Source organism: Streptomyces sp. NPDC093221 (genome assembly GCF_044753885.1).
In the GTDB taxonomy this organism is placed as follows: Bacteria; Actinomycetota; Actinomycetes; order Streptomycetales; family Streptomycetaceae; genus Actinacidiphila.
In genome coordinates, this window is record NZ_JBIVOA010000002.1 from 16,690 (window position 1) to 36,405 (window position 19,716).

Genomic DNA, 19,716 nt, shown 5'->3' on the forward strand with positions numbered 1-19,716 from the left:
GACCGGCGTCCGCGGACCCCGGCGCGACGGTCCCCTTGAGCACTGGTCCCATGGGCACCGGCACGTCGCCCATGCGATCGGCTGCTACCGGACCGGCCCCCGCGTGGCGGGCGCTGGCCGGGCGGGCCCGGCGGCGGGTGGGACGGCGGCTGCCCCCGATGGTGGTGGACGGGCTGTTCGCCGCCACCCTCTACGTGGGTCTCAGCATGCTGGCGCGGGCGCCGCTGCGGGACGATCCGGTGCCGTTCCTGGCCCTGGGGGCGGGGCTCACGGCGCCGTTGGTGTGGCGGCGGCGGGCGCCGCTCGCCGTCTTCGCCTGCATCGCGGCGACGGCCTTCGTGCAGTGGCTGCTGGACTTCCAGGTCCCGGCCGACGTGGCGCTGCTGGTGGCGCTCTACACGGTGGCCGCGTACTGCGACCGGCGGCGGCTGATGATGGCCTTCGGCGTGCTGGAGGTCGGGGTCGTCCTGGCCACGGTGAGCTGGGCGATGCACGACCGGAGCGCGGGGACCTTCGTCTCGCTGTCGGCGATGGCCGTCGCGGCGGCGGTCTTCGGCGTGAACATGCGCAGCCGCCGGGACCGTCTGGCCTTCCTGGAGGACCGGGCGGTGCGGCTGGAGCGGGAGCGGGACCAGCGGGCGCAGTTGGCGGTGGCCGACGAACGGGCCAGGATCGCACGGGAGATGCACGACATCGTGACGCACAATCTGTCGGTGATGGTGGCGCTCGCGGACGGTGCGGTCTTCGCGCAGCAGCGCACCCCCGAGCGGGCGACGACCGCGATGCGGCAGGTGTCGGCGACCGGGCGGCAGGCGATCACGGACATGCGGCGCTTCCTGGGGGTGCTGCGGGCGGACGAGCCGGACGCGCTGCGGCATCCGATGCCGGGCATCGCGCAGCTCGAATCGCTGGTGGACCAGGTACGGGCCGCGGGGCTGCCGACGGTGCTGTCCGTGGCGGGCGATCCGGGCCCGGTGCCCGTGGCGGCGCAGCTCACCGTCTACCGGCTGGTCCAGGAGGCGTTGACGAACACGCTCAAGCACGCGCCCGCCGGGACCAGCGCGGAGGTGCGGATCGGCTGCGCCCCCGACGCGCTGACCGTGACCGTCACCGACGACGGCCCGGGCACGCACCCCGCGGCGGCCGGCACCGCGCACGCCGGCGCGATCGCCGAGGGTGCGGCGGCCTCGGCGGGGCACGGCATACCCGGCATGCGGGAGCGGGCGGCGGCGTACGGCGGTTCGCTGGTCGCGGGGCCGCTGCCCGGTGGCGGCTGGCGGGTCGCGGCGGTGCTCGTCCTCGGCGCCCCGGAGCCGATATGACCGGCGGGGCGGCGGAGCCCGCGCCCGGCGGGAGCGGGAACGACGGGCGCGGAGCCGACGACAGCGGGGCCGACGAGGACGGGGGCGGGCGGGTGATCAGGGTGCTGCTGGTGGACGATGAGCCGTTGCTGCGGATGGCGTTCACGATGGTGCTGGACGCGCAGTCCGACATGCGGCCGGTCGGCGAGGCGGGCGACGGCGCGGAAGCGGTACGGCTCACGGAGTCGCTGCGGCCCGACGTGGTGCTGATGGACGTCCGGATGCCCGGCACGGACGGCATCGAGGCCACCACGCGGATCGTACGGCGCTGCCCGGATTCCAAGGTGCTGATCCTGACCACCTTCGACCTGGACGAATACGCCTTCGCCGGGCTGAAGGCGGGCGCGTCCGGCTTCCTGCTGAAGAACGCGCTGCCCGAGGAACTGCTGGGCGCCATCCGCTCGGTGGCCGCGGGCGACGCGGTGGTGGCACCGCGCATCACGCGCCGCCTGCTGGAGAACTTCGCGCACCAGCTCCCCTCGGCGTCCGGCGGCTCCGAGGGCGACGGGCGGCTGAACCGGCTGACCGCCCGCGAGCGCGAGGTGCTGGTGGAGGTCGGCCGCGGCCTGTCCAACACGGAGATCGCGGGCACGCTGCACCTGGCGGAGGCGACGGTGAAGACCCATCTGAGCCGGATTCTGGTCAAGTTGGAGCTGCGCGACCGTGTGCAGGCCGTCGTCTTCGCCTACGAGACCCGGCTGATCCGCCCCACCTGAGGCCCGGCGCTCCCCCGCGCTCCCGCCCGAACGCTGTCAGGTGGCTGTCTCACAGGCCCGTCGCGCCGTCGATCCGCTCCCTGAGCAGGTCGGCGTGCCCGTTGTGCCGGGCGTATGCGAGGGCGCCTCGGCGACGATGGTCCTGGCCCGGTTGCGCTCGACCCGCCAGGCCGCGAAGGCCGCCTCCACGTCCCCGTCGAGCCGGTCGAAGCCCTGGTCGGGGTCCTCGTCCGAGTAGTTGAGCATCGGCAGGTCCTCGCCCGCGAAGTGCTGGCGTATCCACCACCGCTCGATGCCCGCGAGGTGCCGTACGAGGCCGTGCAGGCTCAGCCCGCGAAGAACGGTACGTACTGCTCGGACATGCGCCAAGTCTGGCAGCGACCACTGACAGAGCGGCTGTGGAACGGCCTGGCCCGAGACTATTCGGCGGCGGGCGACGGCTCGGTCGGCGCGGACGTGGGCTCGGGCGCGGACGTGGGCGGGGGCGTGGCGGCGGCCGAGTCGGCGGCGTCCACCAGGTCCCTGGCCCGCTTCACGTCGTCGGCCATCCGCTCCAGCAGCGCGTCGATGGTGTCGAACTTCTCCATCCCGCGCAGATAGGCGAGGAAGTCCACCGCCACATGCAGCCCGTACAGGTCGAGGCCGACGCGGTCGATCGCGTACGCCTCGACCGTGCGCGCGGTGCCGTCGAAGGTCGGGTTGGTGCCGACCGAGATCGCGGCGGGCATGGCCTCGCCGTCGACGTGCAGCCAGCCCGCGTAGACCCCGTCGGCGGGGATGGCGGTGTGCGGCAGGGTCTCGACGTTGGCGGTGGGGTAGCCCAGTTCGCGTCCGCGCTGCGCGCCCCGGACGACGACGCCCTCGACGCGGTGCGGGCGGCCCAGGATCTCGGCGGCGCCCTCGACGTCGCCCTCGCCGACCAGCCGCCGGGTCAGGGTGGAGGAGAACGGCTCGCCGCCGCCCGCTTCACCGCGCACGAAGAGGTCGACGACCTCCAGTTCGTAGTCGTACTTCAGCCCGAGCGCGGAGAGGAATTCGACGTCGCCCGCCGCCTTGTGCCCGAAGCGGAAGTTGGGGCCCTCGACCACGTGCTTGGCGTGCAGCCCCTCGACCAGCACGGTCTTGACGAATTCGCTCGGCGTCAGCTTCGAGAACTCGCTGGTGAAGGGGATGATCAGCAGCGCGTCCACGCCGAGGTCCGCGACCAGTTCGGCGCGCCGGTGGTGGGCGGACAGCAGCGGCGGGTGGCTGCCGGGCCGTACGACTTCGCTGGGGTGCGGGTCGAAGGTCACGACGACCGAGGGCAGCCCCAGTTCACGGGCGCGCTCCACGGCGCGGCCCATGATGAGCTGGTGACCGCGGTGGACGCCGTCGTACGAGCCGATGGTGACGACGCTGCGTCCCCAGTCACCGGGAACGTCGTCCAAGCCCCGCCAGCGCTGCACCTTGACGCTCCGCTTCTTCGCCGAATCACTGACCGTGTTGTCTTGTCCTGCGGGTCCAAGCCTGCCATGCCGCCGCGATGCCGTGCCCATCGGCACGGTCCGCGCGTACGGCGTCGGCCCTTCCCACCTGCGGCGCCCGTTCGAATGTGATGTGGACCGCGACATCCCGCCCGCTCGCCGACCTCCGACACGGGCGTGACTTTATCGGTTCCGCGACGGCTCCGGCGGAGCGGGCGCGGGCCCGGTCCGCGGCGAGCGCGGCGCACGCCTGGCCCGGTCCGCGGCCGGCGCGGTCTACAGCGAGGCCATGATGCGGCGCGGCGCGTCCAGGAACCGGCTCACGCCCTGGACGAGCAGCGGCGGCTGGTCGGTGTCGTCGCGCGACACGTTGAGCACGTAATAGACCTGTTCGATGGAGGGCGGGCCAACCGCGAGGGTACGCAGCGCGGCCTGGCGGCTGTCGGCCTGTCCGGTGCGGACCAGATACGCGGCGGCCATCGAGCCCGTACGGCCGACGCCCGCGCCGCAGTGCACGAAGACCGGTCCCGGCGAGGTCCTGACGATCCGCAGGAACGTGTCGACCTGCCGCTCCGTGGGGGTCTGGCCGTCGCGGATCGGCAGCCGGACGGCGTGCAGGCCCGCGGCGGAAGGCAGGGCCAGTTCCGCGGGCGCCAGATCCTCCGCCCTGAGGTCGACGACGGTACGGATGCCCCGGTCGGCCAATGCCCGGTAGCCCGCGGCGGTCGGCGCGGACCCGCGCCACACGTGCGGGTCGACAGCCAGGAAGTGGTTGATGCCCGCCGTCCGCTCGCCGGAACCGGCCGAGGCGCCGTGCCGCGCCCACGCGGAGACCGCGAGCATGCCGCCCGCGGAGGCGGCCCACAGCACGCCGTAGCCGAGCAGACAGCCGAGCAGCACTTTCGTCACCCGCCGCGCCCAGATCCGGGCGCCGGGGGCGGCGGGCGGTAGGGAGCCGGGCCCGAAGTCGCCCGCGGGATCGGGTTCGTGGTCGGTTCCGGGACCGCGCGCCGGGCCGCGGGCGGGATCACGTACGGGATCGCGTACGGGCCGCCGTAACGACGTCGGGGCAGGGACCGGGATCGGGAGAGCGGCCGATTCGGACAAGCGGGGTTCACCACCTGGGGAGCGGAAACCTGGGGACAGGTGCCGCCGTCCCTCCCCGAGGGCAGCGGCCGTCCCGTCAGGCTAGCCGCTGCTTCCGGGGCCAGTGCCCGATTCCGGCACGCGGGCCCCGCGCCGGGGGCGCGCAGAGGGCGGGTCAGTGCGGGACTCCCGCCTGTCCCGTGCCCAGGACCTTGGCGTGGGCCCGGTTCACGCTCGCGTCCGAGAGGCAGCCGCGCAGCCGCATCATGTCGTGCGGACTGAGCGCGGGCCGGATGACGCCCGCGAAGACGCCGTCGGCGAGCCGCCCGAGGCTGGCGTCGGGGTTGAGCGAGGAGGTGGAGCGGCGGCAGCTCTCCCACAGGTCGCGGGCGGCCAGTTCACGCGCCCTGGCGTCGTCGGTGCCGTGCACGTCGATCCGGAACACCACGGTGCTGGCCGCCGCGTCGGGCCTGGACTCCTCGCGGGTCTCGGTGGCCTCCGACAGCACATAGACGAGGTAGACCAGCAGCACGACCCCGGCGGCCGCGCCGAATCCGGTCAGCAGCGGGCGCAGTCGGCGCGCGGGCGGCACCGCCGGGTTGTCCTCCAGTTGGGTGATGACGCCGTGCACGCCGCCCGAGGGGGCGGCGAGCGGCGCGAGGCGGCCCGCGAGCCGCCGTTCCGCGCCCGGCCGCGCGGTGACCGCCGCGATCCGCTGGATCACCCAGGCGACACCGGACAGCGCGGCGCCGGTGACCATGAGGATCGGTACGAAGACGAACGTACGGTTGCCGCCGTCCACGCCGTCGCGCCTGTCCCCGTAACCGCCGCCGCTCGCACCGCCGTTGCCGTTGCCGTTGCCGAGCCAGCGGAAGGGGTGCGCGGAGGTCTCCCTGGCGTGTTCGAGGCGCTGCCGTACTTCCTCCATCCGGGCGTCCGCGTCGCTCAGCCGCCGTTCCAGACGGCCCATCCGGCCGAGCAGGATCACGCAGACGAGGAAGCCCTCGACGGCGAGGAGCAGCACCCCGCAGATGACGGCGCGCTGCCACTCCCAGCGGTAGAGGTAGATCACCAGGTAGATGCCCGCGGCGAGGGTGGACAGGCCGCCGAAGAGGTAGCTGACGTACTTCACGCGACGGCCCCCTTGCGCGGTTCGTCCCGCGCTTCGAGCGCGGCGCGCCCGTCCCTGGGGGCGGGGGCGTCGTCGGACCCGCCCGGCTCCGCGCCCGGTGCGTCGGACGCGCCGCCCGTGGGCTCCACCGTCCCCGTACCGCCGCCCGTCGGCTCCACCGTCCCCGTACCGCCGCCCGTCGGCTCCACCGTCCCCGTACCGCCGCCCGTCGGCTCCACCGCCCCCGTACCGCCGTCCACGGCGAGCCCGGAGCCGGGGGCGAACCGGCCGACGGCGTCGGTGACGCCCACGACGGTCGGCACGTGGTACTCGCGGGCCAGCACCGCCAGGTGCGACAGGACGCTGCCGGTCTCGGCGACCAGGCCCGACAGGCCCGGCAGCAGCGGCGCGAGCGCCGGGTCGAGCGAGCGGACGACGAGCACGGCGTCCGGCGGCCGTACGCCCGCGCCGTCCCAGGCGGTCCCCGCGCCCTGGCCGCCGCCCGCGCCCTGGCCCTCGCCTTGTCCCCGACCAGTACGGCCGCGGGCCAGGCTCACCGCCTGCGGTGCGCCGTCGGCGAGCCGGAAGGCGGCGGGCAGCGGCGGGGTCTCGGGGCGCGGGGTGCGCTCGGCCAGGTCGGCCGGACGGCCGCGGCCCGCGCCGACGCCCAGCAGTTCGTCCCAGCGCAGCAGCGCGATCTTGCGCCGCTCGCCGACCAGACAGTACGCGTCCATCCGGGTGCCGATCTCGCGGACCATCGCGGCCTGCATCTCCTGCACCCAGCGGATGCGCAGCCGCAGCCCCTCACGGACGCTCAGGAAGCCGACACCGCGCGGGACTCCGTTCCAGCCGACGTGCTCGGGCAGCGGGCCGCGCTCGCCGAGGGTGGGCGGCAGCAGGGTGAGCAGGACGGGGTGGTGGGCGATCAGCTCCGCGTCGGTGGCGCCCCGGCCGCGGCCCTCGGCCAGTACGGCCAGCGCCTCGCCCGCCGCCGTCGTCCCTCCGCCCGCGCCGGCGCTCGCGGCGCCTCCCGTACCGGCGCTCGCTCCGCCGCCCGTACCGGTGCCGGTGTCCAGCAGCGCGCCCGCCAGGGACTCCTGGGCGTGCAGGGCGGACAGGGCGTTGCGTCCCCAGGAGACGGCGTTCAGCAGCTCGCCGCTGAGCATCTTCCGGGGCGCCCTGAAGTCGTGCAGCTGCCGGTCGACGTCGGCCATCAGGTCCTGCGCGAGCAGCGGCAGCGCGCCGCGCAGCCGTCCGACCCGCCAGGCCGCGGCGGCGCGGCGGGCGCCGGGGGCCGGGTTGATGAAGTGCAGCACCGGGTGCGCGGGCGGTGTCACGCCGAGCAGCCGCAGGTCAGCGGCGGCGCGACCCTCGACGGTACGGGCCACCGGCAGCTTGCGCAGCCGCCGCCGGGACGCGGCGCCCGCGATGTCCAGGGCCAGCGTCAGCCCGTGCGCCATCGGCGCCAGCCACAGGTCCTCCTCCAGCGGCTGGAGCACACCGGGCAGCGTCTCGCTCACCGGTCCCGGCCCCAACAGCCGTGCCCCGCGCAGCGGTCGGGCCGCCATCGCGGTGATCGGCCGCGCCTGGAACAGCCACAGCCGCCCGTCGTCCGCGAAGCCGAACTCGATGTCCTGCGGCCCGCCGTACACGCGCTCGGCGCGCCGGGCCAGCCGCACGAGCCGGACCAACTGCCGCCGGGTGAGCGGCTGCCGCTCCCGCGCGGTGAGGGTCCCCGGCTCCGGCCGCCGCTCCCGACGGCCGGGCAGCGGCCGTGCGAGCAGCCGGGTCACCCGGCCGTGCCCCGAGGGCGCGGGTTCGGTGCGCAACAGCCGTCCGCGGCGGGTCAGTTGGTAGCGGACGCCCTGCGTGCTGCCGTCCACGAGGCGGTCGGGGCCGCCGGGGACCGCGCTGATCAGGACGCGGTCGTAGCGGCCCTCGACGGGGTCCGCGCCGAACATGACGCCGCCCGCGGCGGCCCGCAGCATGGGCTGGACCAGGACGGCCATGTCTCCGGGGAGGACCGCGGGGTCGGCCGCGTCGTCGGCGTCCGGTCCTGGCCCAGGACCGGGCCCCTGTCCTGGCGCGCTTCCTAATCCGGCTCCAGTTCCAGTTCCAGTTCCGGCTCCGGGTCCGGGTCCGGGTCCAGTTCCGGCTCCGGGTCCAGTTCCGGAGATGTCCTCCGCGGACGGCCAGGGCGGCGACGGCACGCGCGCGGCGGAGTCCAGCACCGCCCGCACCGCGTCGGTGAAGGCGTCCCAGCCGCGTACGTCGAGGACGGACTCGAAGCGGCCCGCCATGGACGACTCGGCGGTGTCCTCGTGCGCGGAGGAGGAACGGACCACCAGCGCGGCGCCGTCCGGTCCGCCCAGCTCCTGCCAGGCGCGGCGCAGAGCCGCCGTCCCGGCCGGGGCACCGGGCGCGCGGGCGGCCGGGACGAGGGCGAAGCCGGGGAGCACCGGCAGCCCCCGCGCCGCCGCCCGGGCCAGATTCGCCGCCTTGGCCCCGGCCAGCGCGGCCTCGTGGGCCAACGGTGATTCCAAGGGCACCACTGCCAGCTCTTCAGCGTCGACGCGCATCTGCGCTCCTTCCGCGGCTGCCGCCCGGGTAGGCGTGCACCGCCGGGCTCGTGGCCCGCGGCGGACGCGCCTCCTCGACTACAACGTCCCTTCACCCAGGAGACCTTCCCCATCCACCAACGTGACGTGAGGAACGCCTCATAGGTGACCGCCTACCCTCGAAACGGCGGTTTCCGGCCGCCCTGACAGCGGCCGGTCACCGGGCAGTTGACGAGCTGACGGGCTGCGCAGGCTGTCCCCCACCAACGCCAGAGGGTGACAGGAAGTCATGGGCGGGCGATCCGAGGCGGCCGCCACGGAGATCCCCGGCCGGTCCCGTCAGGCCGCCGCCTCCAGGCGGCGTCTCGCGCTCGGGCCGATCACCGCGTCCCATGTGCCGCCCGTCTTGAGCCATTCGCGCACCAGGCGGCCGAAGTCGGGCCAGGAAGCGGCCAGTTCGACGACCCGGCGGTCGAACTGCGCGGCGCCCTCCGGCGTACGGCCGAGAAGCAGGCCGACCCGGTGGACCAGGTCGCGGGTGAGGACGGTCGGCCTGCGGTGGCAGCCGTCCGCCGCGGCGGCGAGCAGGGCGTCCAGGACGCCGGGGTCGCGTTCCGCCGCAAGCACCATGTCGAGGAGTTCCTGGCGCAGCGGCCGGGACAGGTGGGTGCCGGGGGCGGCGAAAACCGGGAGCAGTGCGCGGCGGACGTCCGGCGGGTGGTCGGTCATGAGCGCGGCGGCCAGCGGCAGCAGGACGGCCCGGACGCCGGGGCCCTGTTCCAGCCGCCGGTCCAGGAAGCGGGCGACGTCGGCCGCGCCGTCCGGGTGGTGCAGCAGATGGTCCTGGGCCAAAGCGGCGGCGCGCCGGGCGAGGGCGGGCGAGGTGACCCCGGCCAGTTCGTCCAGCACCTCGGCGGCTCCCCCGTCGGGGTAGGGGGCGCGCAGCCGGGTCTGGAAGGCGGCGAGTACGGGTTCGGGGTGCGTGCCGAGGGCTGCCGCCAGTGCGCCCGCGGGCAGGTGGGGATCGCCCGCCGCGAAGTGCCGCAGCGCCGCGTCGAGATGGCGGGAACGCGTCACCGAATCCCGTACCAGCAGGCCGAGCGCGGCGCCGTGCAGAGTGCAGTCGCCGGGGCGGGCCAGGATCGCGAGGGCCGCGTACCGCAGCAGTTCCCGGTCGGCCTCCGAGCGTACGAACGCGGCGGCGCGGCGGCCGTACGAGGCTGCCGCGACATGGCGGTCGGGGCGCGGGTCGTGCGCCCACCGGTCGACGGCCCTGCACACGGCGGACGGCTCGTCCTCGGCGAGCGCGGCGAGCACTTCGTCGGCGCCGGGGTGCCCTGCGGCCACCAGCGCCTCGGTCAACTCGTCCACGGCGAGCCGCCGGTGGGTGTGCAGCAGCGCCTGCGCGGCGGACGCGACGGTCAGCCGGGGGCCGTCCGCGCCCGGCGCCGTCTGGAGCGGCCGGTCGTCGTCGAACCACCCGCACACCGCCGCCAGGGCCTCGGCCGGCGCCTCCCGCAGCAGCTCCGCGACGGCGGGCAGGAAGCGGGTCTCGGGGTCGGCCGGTTCACCGGGTACGGGCGGCCGGTCGGCGGGCAGCAGCAGCCGCAGCAGTTCGAGCCGTTCCCCCAGCGGCAACGGCACCCGCCGCCAGAACGCCGGGCCGAACTCGCCCAGCCCGCCGAGCCCTTCGGGCGTGAACCCTCCGCGCTCCACCGACCGCACCGCGACCCGTTCGGCCAACAGCCGCAGCACACCCCGGTAGTTCCGCGCGTCCCCGAGCCGCGTCACCACCTCCCCCACCAGATGCGCCGCCCACCACACGGCATCCCCCCGCCGCGCCGACACCCCGTCCCCGCGCCGGGCCCGCGGCCCGCTCGCGTACGACGGTCCTCCGCCTTCGCACGAGGAGTGGCCCCACGGCGCACCCCCGGTGGCCGCGCCCCCGCCCTCGTCCGGCCCCCGACCCGGCGCGCTGTCTCCGCCGTCCAGCCGCTGCCCCGAACCGACCGTCGCAGGACCGCCGCCGGAGGCCCGCTGCCCGCCGACACCAGCCCCGGCCCCGCCCGTACCGCCACCGCCGCCACCACTCGGCCACCCGCCGCACGCCACCGACCACCCCGCAGGACCGCCTCTGGGCACCCCCGCACCGCCTCCCGCACCGCCAGCGGGCACCACGCCCGCTCCCCCGCCTGGCGCTCCCGCGCTCCCGGCGAGCAACCCCACCGGCCCGCCGCCAACGCCCCCGCCCGTACCCCCGTCCGGCACCCCCTCGCCTCCGCCGCCCCCGCCTCCCTGGCACGGACCCGCGGGCGTCGGGCGGGGGCGCCGGCGGGAGCGGGGGTTCGGGACCGTCTCGGTGTCGAGGTAGGCGTCCGTGCAGGCGTCCCACGCGGGGCGGCGCACGGGGGCCGGGCGGCGCGGCGGCGCGGCCGGGTCCGGGTCCGGGGCGCTGACATGGCGGGTGGGGGCGATGGCCTGGTGGTCGAGGCGGTGGATGAGGTGGCGCAGATGGCGGGTCAGGGTGTCGGGGTCGGTGGCGAGCATGGCCTGGAGGACCGGGCCGAGGCGGTGGCGCGGGACGGGGAGGGAGCGCGGCCCCGAGGGCGGGGCGACGGCCGGGGCGGGCGGGACGGGCGGCTCGCCCGCGTGGACGGCGGCGGGCCGCTGCGGCAGCCGTACCGGCGCCTCCGTGCCGCCCGCCGGTGCCGCGAACCAGCGGTGGACCAGGGCGTGCAGGGCCGCGTCCAGGTCGAGGTGGAGGCCCTGGAGCCAGTCGGCGACCTCCTCGTGCGCGAAGCGGTATCCGGCGCCCGCGGGCACCAGCAGCCCCTCGGTGAGGACGGCGGACGCCCACCCCGTACGCCACGGGAAGAGGTCTTCGAAGGACTCGCGGTCCAACTCCCCCTGCCCCGGCCCCAGACAGCGCCGCGCCGCCTCGTGCACCTGCCCGGCCACCCGCGTGGCCAGCCGCCGTACGCCGTTGCCGCGTACCGGCCGCTCGGCGCTCGCGGCCAGCCGGACCGCGATCCGCAGGCACACCAGGTCCAGGTGGGCGGCGAAGATCTCGGCGCGGGTCGGCGCGGCGCCGTCCGTGGCGGTGCCGCCGGGCAGCGACGCCTGGATCTCGGAGAGCAGGCGCAGCGCCAGCGGGTGCGCGGCGTCGGCGGGCCGCAGGGCGTCCGGCGCCAGGCCGTGGCGGGTCCGCGCGCGGACCGCCTGGACGTCGGTCAGGTCGCCGAGCCGCAGGCAGGGCGGCAGCGCGCGGACGGCGACGTACGGGGCGGGCGGCGGCGCGTACGCCATTCCCGCGGGCAGCAGCGACCCGGCCTGTTCCCAGAACTCCGGGCGGCAGCCGACGATCAGCCGCACCCCGCCCGCGCGCAGCCAACTCGCCGTGCCCGCCGTCCAGTCGGCGAGCGCGTGCGCGAGGACCGGGGGCATCTCCTCGGGCGCGTCGAGCAGGACGAGCAGCGGCCGTCCCGCGGCCCGCGCGAGCGCCGCGACGGCGTCGGGCGAGGCGAACGGCGGGTCGCCGCCCACAGCGCCGCCGCGCCCGGCGGCGGCGCACACGATCCGGGCGGCGGTCCGCAGCGAGCGTTCGACGGCGTCCTTGATCCCGCCGTCGCCCGGCCGCAGTTCGGCGCCGCGCAGCCAGACGGTCGGCGCGGGTTCCGCGCCGCGCGCCCGGCGGGCCGCCAGCGCGGCCAGTTCGGTGCTGCGCCCGCTGCCGGGGTCGCCGACCAGGCCGAGCACCAGCGGCGCGGTCTCGCCCCGCGGCGCGAGGAAGTCCCGTAGCGCGTCGGGGACTTCGGGCCTGGCGACCGGCTCCCGCCACTGGCCGGGCCCGGCCGCGGAGCCGACCGACGTACCCGTGAGCTGGAGCGCGCCCGCGAGGTTGAGGTGCGGACCGTAGGCGGGCACCGTCGCCGCGTTCCTGGCCAGCAGCGCGGCCAGCGGTTCCGGCGTGCCGGGCCCGGCCCGCAGCGGTACGGCGAAACCGGCCGCCCGGTGTCCCGCGTGCAGCGCGGTGACCGCGACCGCGAGTACCGCGCCGGTCGCCGCGTCGATCAGCGGCGCGCCGGAGGACTGGGGCGCGACCCGGCTCATGTCGGTGGCGCCGAGGCCCAGTTCGTAGACCTCCTCCAGCAGGTGGAAGCGGTCGGTGGCGGTGTACGTGACGGACGCGGTGCCGAGGACGACGCCGTCGGTCCACTGCGGGACCTTCAGCCGTACCCGTCGCTCGGGGTGGGCCGGGCCGCGGGGCGCGATCGGCAGCGGCGGCAGATTCAGCCCCTCGGTGGCGACCAGCGCGAGCCCGGCTTCGGGCAGTACGGTGATCGCTTCCGCCTCGACCAGGCACACCTGGTCCCCCGGCGCGTGCAGCACCAGCCGGGCGAGCCCGTCGACCGCCTCGTGACTGGTCACCATCGTGCCGTCGGCGTCCGCGAGGAAACCTGTCCCGCGTGGCCGTCCCGCCAGGTCACAGACCCGCACCAACGCGTCGTCCACGTCGGCCCCGCGTACCGCCATCGGGCACCTCCCCCACCGCCGCGCCCCGTTTCGTCCCGCTTCGACGGTAGGTGCCCGATGATCTCCCGCCTAGATCGCGGAGGAAAAGCGCCCCCCTGTGCTCCCTCGCTTCACTCCGAGCGCCCGCCCATTGGGGTGATTTCCGGGTTCCGGATGGATAGGGAGACGTGAGGGGGGACCGAGGGGGATCGTGGAGCGGGGCCGCTCAGGGGACAGACGGCCGCGCTCCACGGTGTCCAGAGCCCGGCCCGGTCACACCGGGCCGGGCACGGGCGCAGGGGGGACGGACGGCTATTCCGGGAAGACCGCCACGATCTTCACCTGGCCGTCCTTCTCCTCCACCAGGGCCAGGAAGCGGCCGTCGGGGCCGAAGACGGCGGTCGGCCCGTCGGGCAGCGCCGGGGCCTTGATGCGGACGCCGTTGGCCAGCAGCCGGGCCTGGTCGGCGTCCACGTCCCAGCGCGGGAAGGCCGCGTCGGCCGCCTGCTCGATCGGCATGACCGTGCAGGACTCCTCCAACTGCTCCAGCGTGCGCGCGGTGTCCAGCCCGTACGGGCCGACGCGGGTGCGGCGCAGCGCGGTCAGATGGCCGCCGACGCCGAGCCCGGCGCCCAGGTCGCGGGCGAGGGCCCGGATGTAGGTGCCGGAGGAGCAGACGACGGTCACGTCGAGGTCGACGGCGCCGACGGCGTCCTCGGGCTCGTCGACCCGCCGCATGTCCTGGACGGTGAAGGAGTGGACCGTCACCGGCCGGGCGGCCAGCTCGAACTCCTCGCCCTCCCTGACCCGGGTGTACGACCGCACGCCGTTCACCTTGATCGCGCTGACCTTGGAGGGGACCTGCTGGATCGGGCCGGTCAGCGCGGCGATCCCGGCGTCCACGCTCTCCCTGGTGACCCCGGTGGCGTCGGCGACGGCGGTGATCTCGCCCTCGGCGTCGTCCGTCACCGTCGTCCGGCCGAGCCGGATCGTGGCGACGTACTCCTTCTCGGTGAGCGCGAGGTGGCCGAGCAGCCGGGTGGCCTTCTCGACGCCGAGGATCAGCACCCCGGTCGCCATCGGGTCCAGCGTGCCCGCGTGCCCGACCCGCCGGGTCCCGGCCAGCCGCCGCATCCGCGACACCACCCCGTGCGAGGTGAGCCCGCCGGGCTTGTCGACGACGACAAGCCCGGACGGGGCCCCCTTCCGCGCCCGGCTCGCCTCCGGTCGCTCAGAGCCGGTATGTGTCATGCGCTTGCCGGACCGCCCTCGGAGTCGGGCCGGGTGTCCGGGTCGGCGGCGGCCGGGACGTCGAGGTCGTCGTCGTCCAGTTCGTCGTCGGACGGCTTGCGGTACGGGTCCGCCTCGCCCGCGTACTGCGCGTCGGTGGCGGACTTGCGGACCTCCTCGTCGGCCGCGCGGGCCTTGGCGAGCAGGTCGTCGATGGTCTTGGCGTTGTCGGGCAGGGCGTCGGCGACGAAGGCCAGGCTCGGGGTGAACCGCACCCCGGTCTGCCGTCCGACCTCGGAGCGCAGCACACCCTTGGCGCTCTCCAGGGCCGCGGCGGAGGCCGCCCGCTCCTCGTCGTCTCCGTAGACCGTGTAGAAGACGGTCGCCTCCCGCAGGTCGCCGGTGACCCGGGTGTCGGTGATCGTCACGTACCCCAGCCGCGGATCCTTGATCCGCCGTTGCAGGGTCTCCGCGACCACGACCCGGATGCGGTCGGCCAGCTTTCGCGCCCGCGCGGTGTCGGTCATCGTCTTCTTCTCTCTGTGTCCTTGGGCGTTCTGCTCACTCGTCGTCGCCGTGGATACGCTGCCGTGCCGACAGCAGTTCCACTTCGGGACGGGCGATCATCCAGCGTTCGCACCGGTCGAGTACGTCCTTGAGGTGTCCGAGGTCTCCCGACACCACCGCGATTCCTATTTCGGCCCTGCGATAGAGGTCCTGGTCGCCGGTCTCCGCCACGCTCACCGCGAATTTGCGGTGCAGCTCGGCGACGATCGGACGGACGAGGGACCGCTTCTCCTTCAGGGACCGTACGTCACCCAGGAGCAGGTCGAAGCACAGCGTGCCTGCGTACATGGGTACGACGTTACAGCCGACGGCCGGGGCCGATCGACGGGATTTCTCCCGCCGACCGGCCCCGGCCCCGGACCGTCGCCCGGCCGTACGGCGTACCGCACGGCCGGGCAGCCGCGTCAGCCGCGCGGCTTCTCGCGCATCTCGTACGTCGCGATGACGTCGTCGATCTTGATGTCGTTGTAGTTGCCGAGGTTGATACCGCCCTCGTAACCCTCACGAATCTCGGTGACGTCGTCCTTGAAGCGGCGCAGGCCGTCGATGTTGAGGTTCTCCGCGATGACCTTGCCGTCGCGGAGCAGACGGGCCTTGGTGTTGCGCTTGACCTCGCCGGAGCGGACCAGCACACCGGCGATGTTGCCGAGCTTGGAGGAGCGGAAGACCTCGCGGATCTCCGCGGTGCCCAGCTCGACCTCCTCGTACTCCGGCTTGAGCATGCCCTTGAGGGCCGCCTCGATCTCCTCGATGGCCTGGTAGATCACCGAGTAGTAGCGGACGTCGACACCCTCGCGCTCCGCCATCTGCGCGGCACGGCCGGCCGCACGGACGTTGAAGCCGATGACGATGGCGTCGGAGCCGGTCGCCAGGTCGATGTCCGACTCGGTGACCGCACCCACACCGCGGTGCAGGACCCGGATGTCGACCTCGTCGCCGACGTCGAGCTGGAGCAGCGAGGACTCGAGAGCCTCCACCGAACCGGACGCGTCGCCCTTGATGATGAGGTTGAGCTCCTGGACCAGACCGGCCTTGAGCGCCTCGTCCAGGTTCTCCAGGGAGAACCGGACACCCTTGCGGGCGAAGCGGACGTTGCGCTCGCGCGCGGCCCGCTTCTCGGCGATCTGGCGGGCGGTGCGGTCCTCGTCCACGACGAGGAAGTTGTCGCCCGCGCCGGGCACGTTGGTGAGACCGAGCACGAGGACGGGGGTCGACGGGGTCGCCTCCTCCACGTTCTCGCCCTTGTCGTCGAGCATCGCGCGGACTCGGCCGTACGCGTCGCCGACCACCATGGTGTCGCCGACCCGCAGCGTGCCGCGCTGGACCAGGACGGTCGCCACGGCGCCGCGGCCGCGGTCGAGGTGCGCCTCGATCGCGATGCCCTGCGCGTCCTGCTCCGGGTTGGCCCGCAGGTCGAGCGAGGCGTCCGCGGTCAGGACCACGGCCTCCAGCAGGGAGTCGATGTTGAGACCCTGCTTCGCGGAGATGTCGACGAACATCGTGTCGCCGCCGTACTCCTCGGCCACCAGACCGAACTCGGTGAGCTGTCCGCGCACCTTGGTCGGGTCGGCACCCTCGACGTCGATCTTGTTGACCGCGACCACGATCGGCACGTCGGCCGCCTTGGCGTGGTTCAGCGCCTCGATCGTCTGCGGCATCACACCGTCGTTGGCCGCGACCACCAGGATCGCGATGTCGGTGGACTTGGCGCCGCGGGCACGCATGGCGGTGAACGCCTCGTGGCCCGGGGTGTCGATGAAGGTGATGGCGCGCTCTTCGCCGTTGACCTCGGTGGCGACCTGGTAGGCACCGATGTGCTGGGTGATGCCACCGGCCTCGCCCGCGACCACGTTGGTCTTGCGGATCGCGTCGAGAAGCCTGGTCTTACCGTGGTCGACGTGACCCATGACGGTCACGACCGGCGGGCGGGAGACGAGCATCTCCTCGCCGCCCTCGTCCTCACCGAACTCGATGGAGAACGACTCGAGCAGCTCGCGGTCCTCCTCCTCCGGGCTGACGATCTCCAGCACGTAGTTCATCTCGCCGGCGAGCAGCTCCAGCGTGGAGTCGGAGACCGACTGGGTCGCCGTGACCATCTCACCGAGGTTGAGCATCACCTGAACGAGCGACGCCGGGTTGGCGTTGATCTTCTCGGCGAAGTCGGTGAGCGAGGCACCGCGCGACAGGCGCACGGTCTGGCCGTTGCCGCGGGGCAGCAGCACGCCGCCCACGGACGGGGCCTGCATGGCCTCGTACTCCTGGCGCCGCTGACGCTTGCTCTTACGGCCGCGCGCCGGACGGCCACCGGGGCCGCGACCGAACGCGCCCTGCGTGCCGCCACGGCCGCCCGGACCGCCGGGACGCCCGCCGAAGCCGCCGGGACGGGGACCGAAGCCGCCGCCACCGCCGGGAGCACCGCCACCGGGGCGCGGACCGCCGAAGCCGCCACCGCCGCCACCGGGACGACCGCCGCCGCCGGGACCCGCCGGACGGCCGGCGAAACCGCCGCCGCCACCGGGACGCGCGCCGGGACCGCCGCCACCGGGACGGCCGCCGGGACCACCGCTACGGCCGCCGGGGCCACCGCCGGGACGCCCGCCCGGGGAGGGCGCGGGCCGCTGCGGCATCATGCCGGGGTTCGGGCGGGGGCCCGAGGACTGCGGGCGGGGCATGCCGCCGGGGGACGGACGCTGTCCGCCGGGACCGCCGGCCTGACCACCGGGGCGCGGGGCGCCGCCGGGACGCGGCATGCCGCCCGGGGCTCCCTGGCCGCCGGGGCGGGCGGGACGGTCGTCACGCCGGTCGCCGCCGGGACGCGGGGCGCCGCCGGGGCGCTGCATTCCGGTGGAGCCGCCGGACGTGAAGGGGTTGTTGCCGGGACGCGGGCCCGCGGGACGGGCGCCGCCGGGGCGGGCACCGCCCTGGCCGGGACCGGCGGGACGCGCGGGGCGGGCCCCGCCGTCACGGGTGTCGCGCTGGCCGGTGCCGCCGCTCTGGGCGGGGGCCGGGCGCGCCGGGCGCGGGCCGGGGGTGGCGCCACCGCTGCGCGGCGCGGCCGGGGCCGCGGGCGCCGACGGGGGTGCCTGGAACTCCGCCGCGGGCACCGGAGCCGCCGGAGCGGGCTTCGGGGCGGGCGCGGCGGGGGCCGGCTTCGGACCCGGGCGCGGGCCGGAGCCCGCGGGGGTCGGTGCGGTGCCGGCACCGGCGGCCGGGCCGGCGCTCGGGGCGACCGGGGCCGCGGGCGCGGCCGGGGTCACGGGGCCGCCGGCGGCCGGCTTCGGCGCCGGGGCAGCGGGACGGGCCGGCGCACCCGGGGTGGGCGCGGCCGGCTTGGCGGCGGGCGCGCTCTTGCGCGGCGCCGCGGGCTTCGCAGCGGACTTGGTGTTGCCACCGGGCCCCTGGAAAGCGTCAGTCAACTTGCGGACTACCGGCGCCTCGATCGTCGAGGACGCCGAACGGACGAATTCGCCGAGTTCTTGGAGCTTGGCCATGACGACCTTGCTCTCGACTCCCATCTCCTTGGCGAGTTCGTATACCCGGACCTTAGCCACTTCGCTCCTTTTAGGTCCGGGGTGATCGTCCGCCGGACCGTCGCTACTTCATGGGCGTACTCATCGCGTACTCATCGAGTGCTCATCGCAATCTCGACCTACTTCCATCTCGCGAGGTACCTGACCGCACGGTGACCCGTGCCGTTCTTCCTACTTCTTACGGGGCTGCCTGCTCGACGAACCGGCGCAACTCCGCGGTGTCGGGCGTCACCGGGCCTTTGAAGGCCCGGTTGAACGCCCGGCGGCGGACCGCCAGGTCCAGACAGGCAAGGGCGGGGTGCAGATACGCACCCCGACCGGGCAGCGTACCGCGATGATCGGGAACACAGGTGTCACCGTCCACCGCCATACGCAGCAGCTCGCTCTTGGCCGCACGCTCCCGGCAGCCGATGCAACTTCGCTCCGGGCATGCTGGGGTTCGCGTCCGACCAGACACTCTTTAGTCTACCTCCCCGCACCGACCTCACTCCTTCGAGTGTGCCGACGCACGGTTGTTCGTTTCCTGCCCGCCGTCGGCGGAGGGCATGCATCGCCCGCCGCCGACCGCTTTCGGTCCGTGTTCCGGGCCCGGCCCTCAGCTCTGCGGCTGCTCGGTGTCCGGGCGGATGTCGATCCGCCAGCCGGTCAGCCGGGCGGCCAGGCGGGCGTTCTGCCCCTCCTTGCCGATGGCGAGCGAGAGCTGGTAGTCGGGCACGGTCACCCGCGCCGACCTGGCACCGGCGTCGACCACCTCGACCTTGGAGACGCGGGCCGGGGACAGCGCGTTCGCCACCATCTCGGCCGGGTCGTCCGACCAGTCGACGATGTCGATCTTCTCGCTGTTCAGCTCGGCCATCACGGCCCGTACCCGCGCGCCCATCGGGCCGATGCAGGCGCCCTTGGCGTTCAGCCCCGAGCGGGTCGAGCGGACCGCGATCTTCGTACGGTGTCCGGCCTCGCGGGCGATGGCCTCGATCAGCACCGAGCCGTCCGCGATCTCCGGGACCTCCATCGCGAAGAGCTTCTTCACCAGGTTGGGGTGGGTCCGCGACAGGGTCACCGACGGGCCGCGTACGCCCTTGGCGACCCGGACCACGTACGCCCGCAGCCGGGTGCCGTGCCGGTAGTCCTCGCCGGGCACCTGCTCCTGGACCGGCAGGATCGCCTCCAGCTTGCCGATGTCGACCAGCACGTTCTTCGGGTCCTTGCCCTGCTGGACCAGGCCGGAGACGATGTCGCCCTCGCGGCCCGCGTACTCCCCGAAGGTGATGTCGTCCTCGGCGTCGCGCAGCCGCTGGAGGATCACCTGTTTGGCGGTCGACGCGGCGATCCGGCCGAAGCCGGTCGGGGTGTCGTCGAACTCGCGCGGCTCGGCGTCCTCGGCGACCTCCTCCGGGTCCTCCTTCGCCCATACGGTCACGTGTCCGCTGGTGCGGTCCAGCTCCACGCGGGCCTTGCGGTGGCTGCCGGGCTCGCGGTGGTACGCGATGAGGAGCGCCGACTCGATCGCCTCGACCAGCAGGTCGAACGAGATCTGCCTCTCCTGCACCAGACCCCGCAGGGCCTTCATGTCGATGTCCAC

At 75.0% G+C, this 19,716-nt stretch carries 14 protein-coding genes and 1 pseudogene; 2 read left to right on the top strand and 13 right to left on the bottom strand.

Going from position 1 to position 19,716, the window contains the following annotated elements:
- Positions 1-71: 71 nt before the first annotated feature.
- Entirely contained in the window at positions 72-1,322 is a 1,251-nt protein-coding gene (locus ACIQCJ_RS06250; protein ID WP_402710870.1) for a sensor histidine kinase, read from the top strand.
- A 134-nt stretch (positions 1,323-1,456) separates the two neighbouring features.
- Positions 1,457-2,077 carry a response regulator gene (locus ACIQCJ_RS06255; RefSeq protein WP_391161731.1) on the top strand — a complete coding sequence of 207 codons (621 nt, stop codon included), beginning with the start codon at positions 1,457-1,459 and terminating at the stop codon, positions 2,075-2,077.
- Positions 2,078-2,113: 36 nt separating this feature from the next.
- Here the strand turns inward: ACIQCJ_RS06255 and ACIQCJ_RS06260 are convergent, their stop codons facing one another.
- The 13 genes and pseudogenes from ACIQCJ_RS06260 to nusA all read right to left on the bottom strand — a co-directional run bounded on the left by ACIQCJ_RS06260 (position 2,114) and on the right by nusA (position 19,716).
- Positions 2,114-2,446 carry a DUF664 domain-containing protein gene (locus ACIQCJ_RS06260; RefSeq protein ID WP_391161410.1) on the bottom strand — a complete coding sequence of 111 codons (333 nt, stop codon included), beginning with the start codon at positions 2,444-2,446 and terminating at the stop codon, positions 2,114-2,116.
- Between the two features lie 50 nt (positions 2,447-2,496).
- The gene (locus tag ACIQCJ_RS06265; RefSeq protein ID WP_401852049.1) at positions 2,497-3,522 is read right to left on the bottom strand and encodes a bifunctional riboflavin kinase/FAD synthetase; all 1,026 of its coding nucleotides are present in this window, start codon (positions 3,520-3,522) and stop codon (positions 2,497-2,499) included.
- Between the two features lie 294 nt (positions 3,523-3,816).
- Positions 3,817-4,647: a dual specificity protein phosphatase family protein gene (locus ACIQCJ_RS06270; protein ID WP_402710871.1), complete on the bottom strand. Its 831-nt coding sequence runs from the start codon at positions 4,645-4,647 to the stop codon at positions 3,817-3,819.
- A gap of 154 nt (positions 4,648-4,801) precedes the next feature.
- Positions 4,802-5,758 (bottom strand): hypothetical protein, encoded by a 957-nt coding sequence (locus ACIQCJ_RS06275; RefSeq protein WP_402710872.1) that lies wholly within the window; start codon positions 5,756-5,758, stop codon positions 4,802-4,804.
- Positions 5,755-7,746 (bottom strand): PEP/pyruvate-binding domain-containing protein, encoded by a 1,992-nt coding sequence (locus ACIQCJ_RS06280; RefSeq protein WP_402711265.1) that lies wholly within the window; start codon positions 7,744-7,746, stop codon positions 5,755-5,757. The genes ACIQCJ_RS06275 and ACIQCJ_RS06280 overlap by 4 nt, the downstream gene beginning before the upstream one ends.
- Before the next feature lie 219 nt (positions 7,747-7,965).
- Positions 7,966-8,316, bottom strand: a pseudogene (locus tag ACIQCJ_RS06285) (PEP/pyruvate-binding domain-containing protein); the annotation flags it as partial.
- Positions 8,317-8,634: 318 nt separating this feature from the next.
- Positions 8,635-12,828 (bottom strand): serine protease, encoded by a 4,194-nt coding sequence (locus tag ACIQCJ_RS06290; protein ID WP_402710873.1) that lies wholly within the window; start codon positions 12,826-12,828, stop codon positions 8,635-8,637.
- Between the two features lie 291 nt (positions 12,829-13,119).
- On the bottom strand, positions 13,120-14,058 hold the full coding sequence (truB, locus tag ACIQCJ_RS06295; RefSeq protein WP_355349784.1) for a tRNA pseudouridine(55) synthase TruB: 939 nt from the start codon (positions 14,056-14,058) through the stop codon (positions 13,120-13,122).
- A complete protein-coding gene (rbfA, locus tag ACIQCJ_RS06300; RefSeq protein ID WP_391050311.1) occupies positions 14,055-14,564 on the bottom strand; it encodes a 30S ribosome-binding factor RbfA in 510 nt (169 codons plus the stop codon). Before rbfA ends, truB begins: the two co-directional genes overlap by 4 nt.
- Positions 14,565-14,598: 34 nt before the next feature.
- Positions 14,599-14,892, bottom strand: coding sequence for a DUF503 domain-containing protein (locus ACIQCJ_RS06305; RefSeq protein ID WP_355349778.1), 294 nt, complete (start codon positions 14,890-14,892; stop codon positions 14,599-14,601).
- A 116-nt stretch (positions 14,893-15,008) separates the two neighbouring features.
- Positions 15,009-18,155 (bottom strand): translation initiation factor IF-2, encoded by a 3,147-nt coding sequence (infB, locus tag ACIQCJ_RS06310; protein WP_366823806.1) that lies wholly within the window; start codon positions 18,153-18,155, stop codon positions 15,009-15,011.
- 157 nt (positions 18,156-18,312) lie between these two features.
- Entirely contained in the window at positions 18,313-18,591 is a 279-nt protein-coding gene (locus tag ACIQCJ_RS06315) for a YlxR family protein (protein WP_402710874.1), read from the bottom strand.
- 138 nt (positions 18,592-18,729) lie between these two features.
- Positions 18,730-19,716 carry a transcription termination factor NusA gene (gene nusA, locus ACIQCJ_RS06320; RefSeq protein ID WP_188279440.1) on the bottom strand — a complete coding sequence of 329 codons (987 nt, stop codon included), beginning with the start codon at positions 19,714-19,716 and terminating at the stop codon, positions 18,730-18,732.

Bases quoted from the DNA above. Each gene is read 5' to 3' on its own strand.
- ACIQCJ_RS06305 (WP_355349778.1), bottom strand. From the start codon at position 14,892: ATGTACGCAGGCACGCTGTGCTTCGACCTGCTCCTGGGTGACGTACGG.
- ACIQCJ_RS06280 (WP_402711265.1), bottom strand. From the start codon at position 7,746: ATGGCCGTCCTGGTCCAGCCCATGCTGCGGGCCGCCGCGGGCGGCGTC.
- ACIQCJ_RS06255 (WP_391161731.1), top strand. From the start codon at position 1,457: ATGGCGTTCACGATGGTGCTGGACGCGCAGTCCGACATGCGGCCGGTC.
- rbfA (WP_391050311.1), bottom strand. From the start codon at position 14,564: ATGACCGACACCGCGCGGGCGCGAAAGCTGGCCGACCGCATCCGGGTC.
- truB (WP_355349784.1), bottom strand. From the start codon at position 14,058: ATGACACATACCGGCTCTGAGCGACCGGAGGCGAGCCGGGCGCGGAAG.
- ACIQCJ_RS06290 (WP_402710873.1), bottom strand. From the start codon at position 12,828: ATGGCGGTACGCGGGGCCGACGTGGACGACGCGTTGGTGCGGGTCTGT.
- ACIQCJ_RS06250 (WP_402710870.1), top strand. From the start codon at position 72: ATGCGATCGGCTGCTACCGGACCGGCCCCCGCGTGGCGGGCGCTGGCC.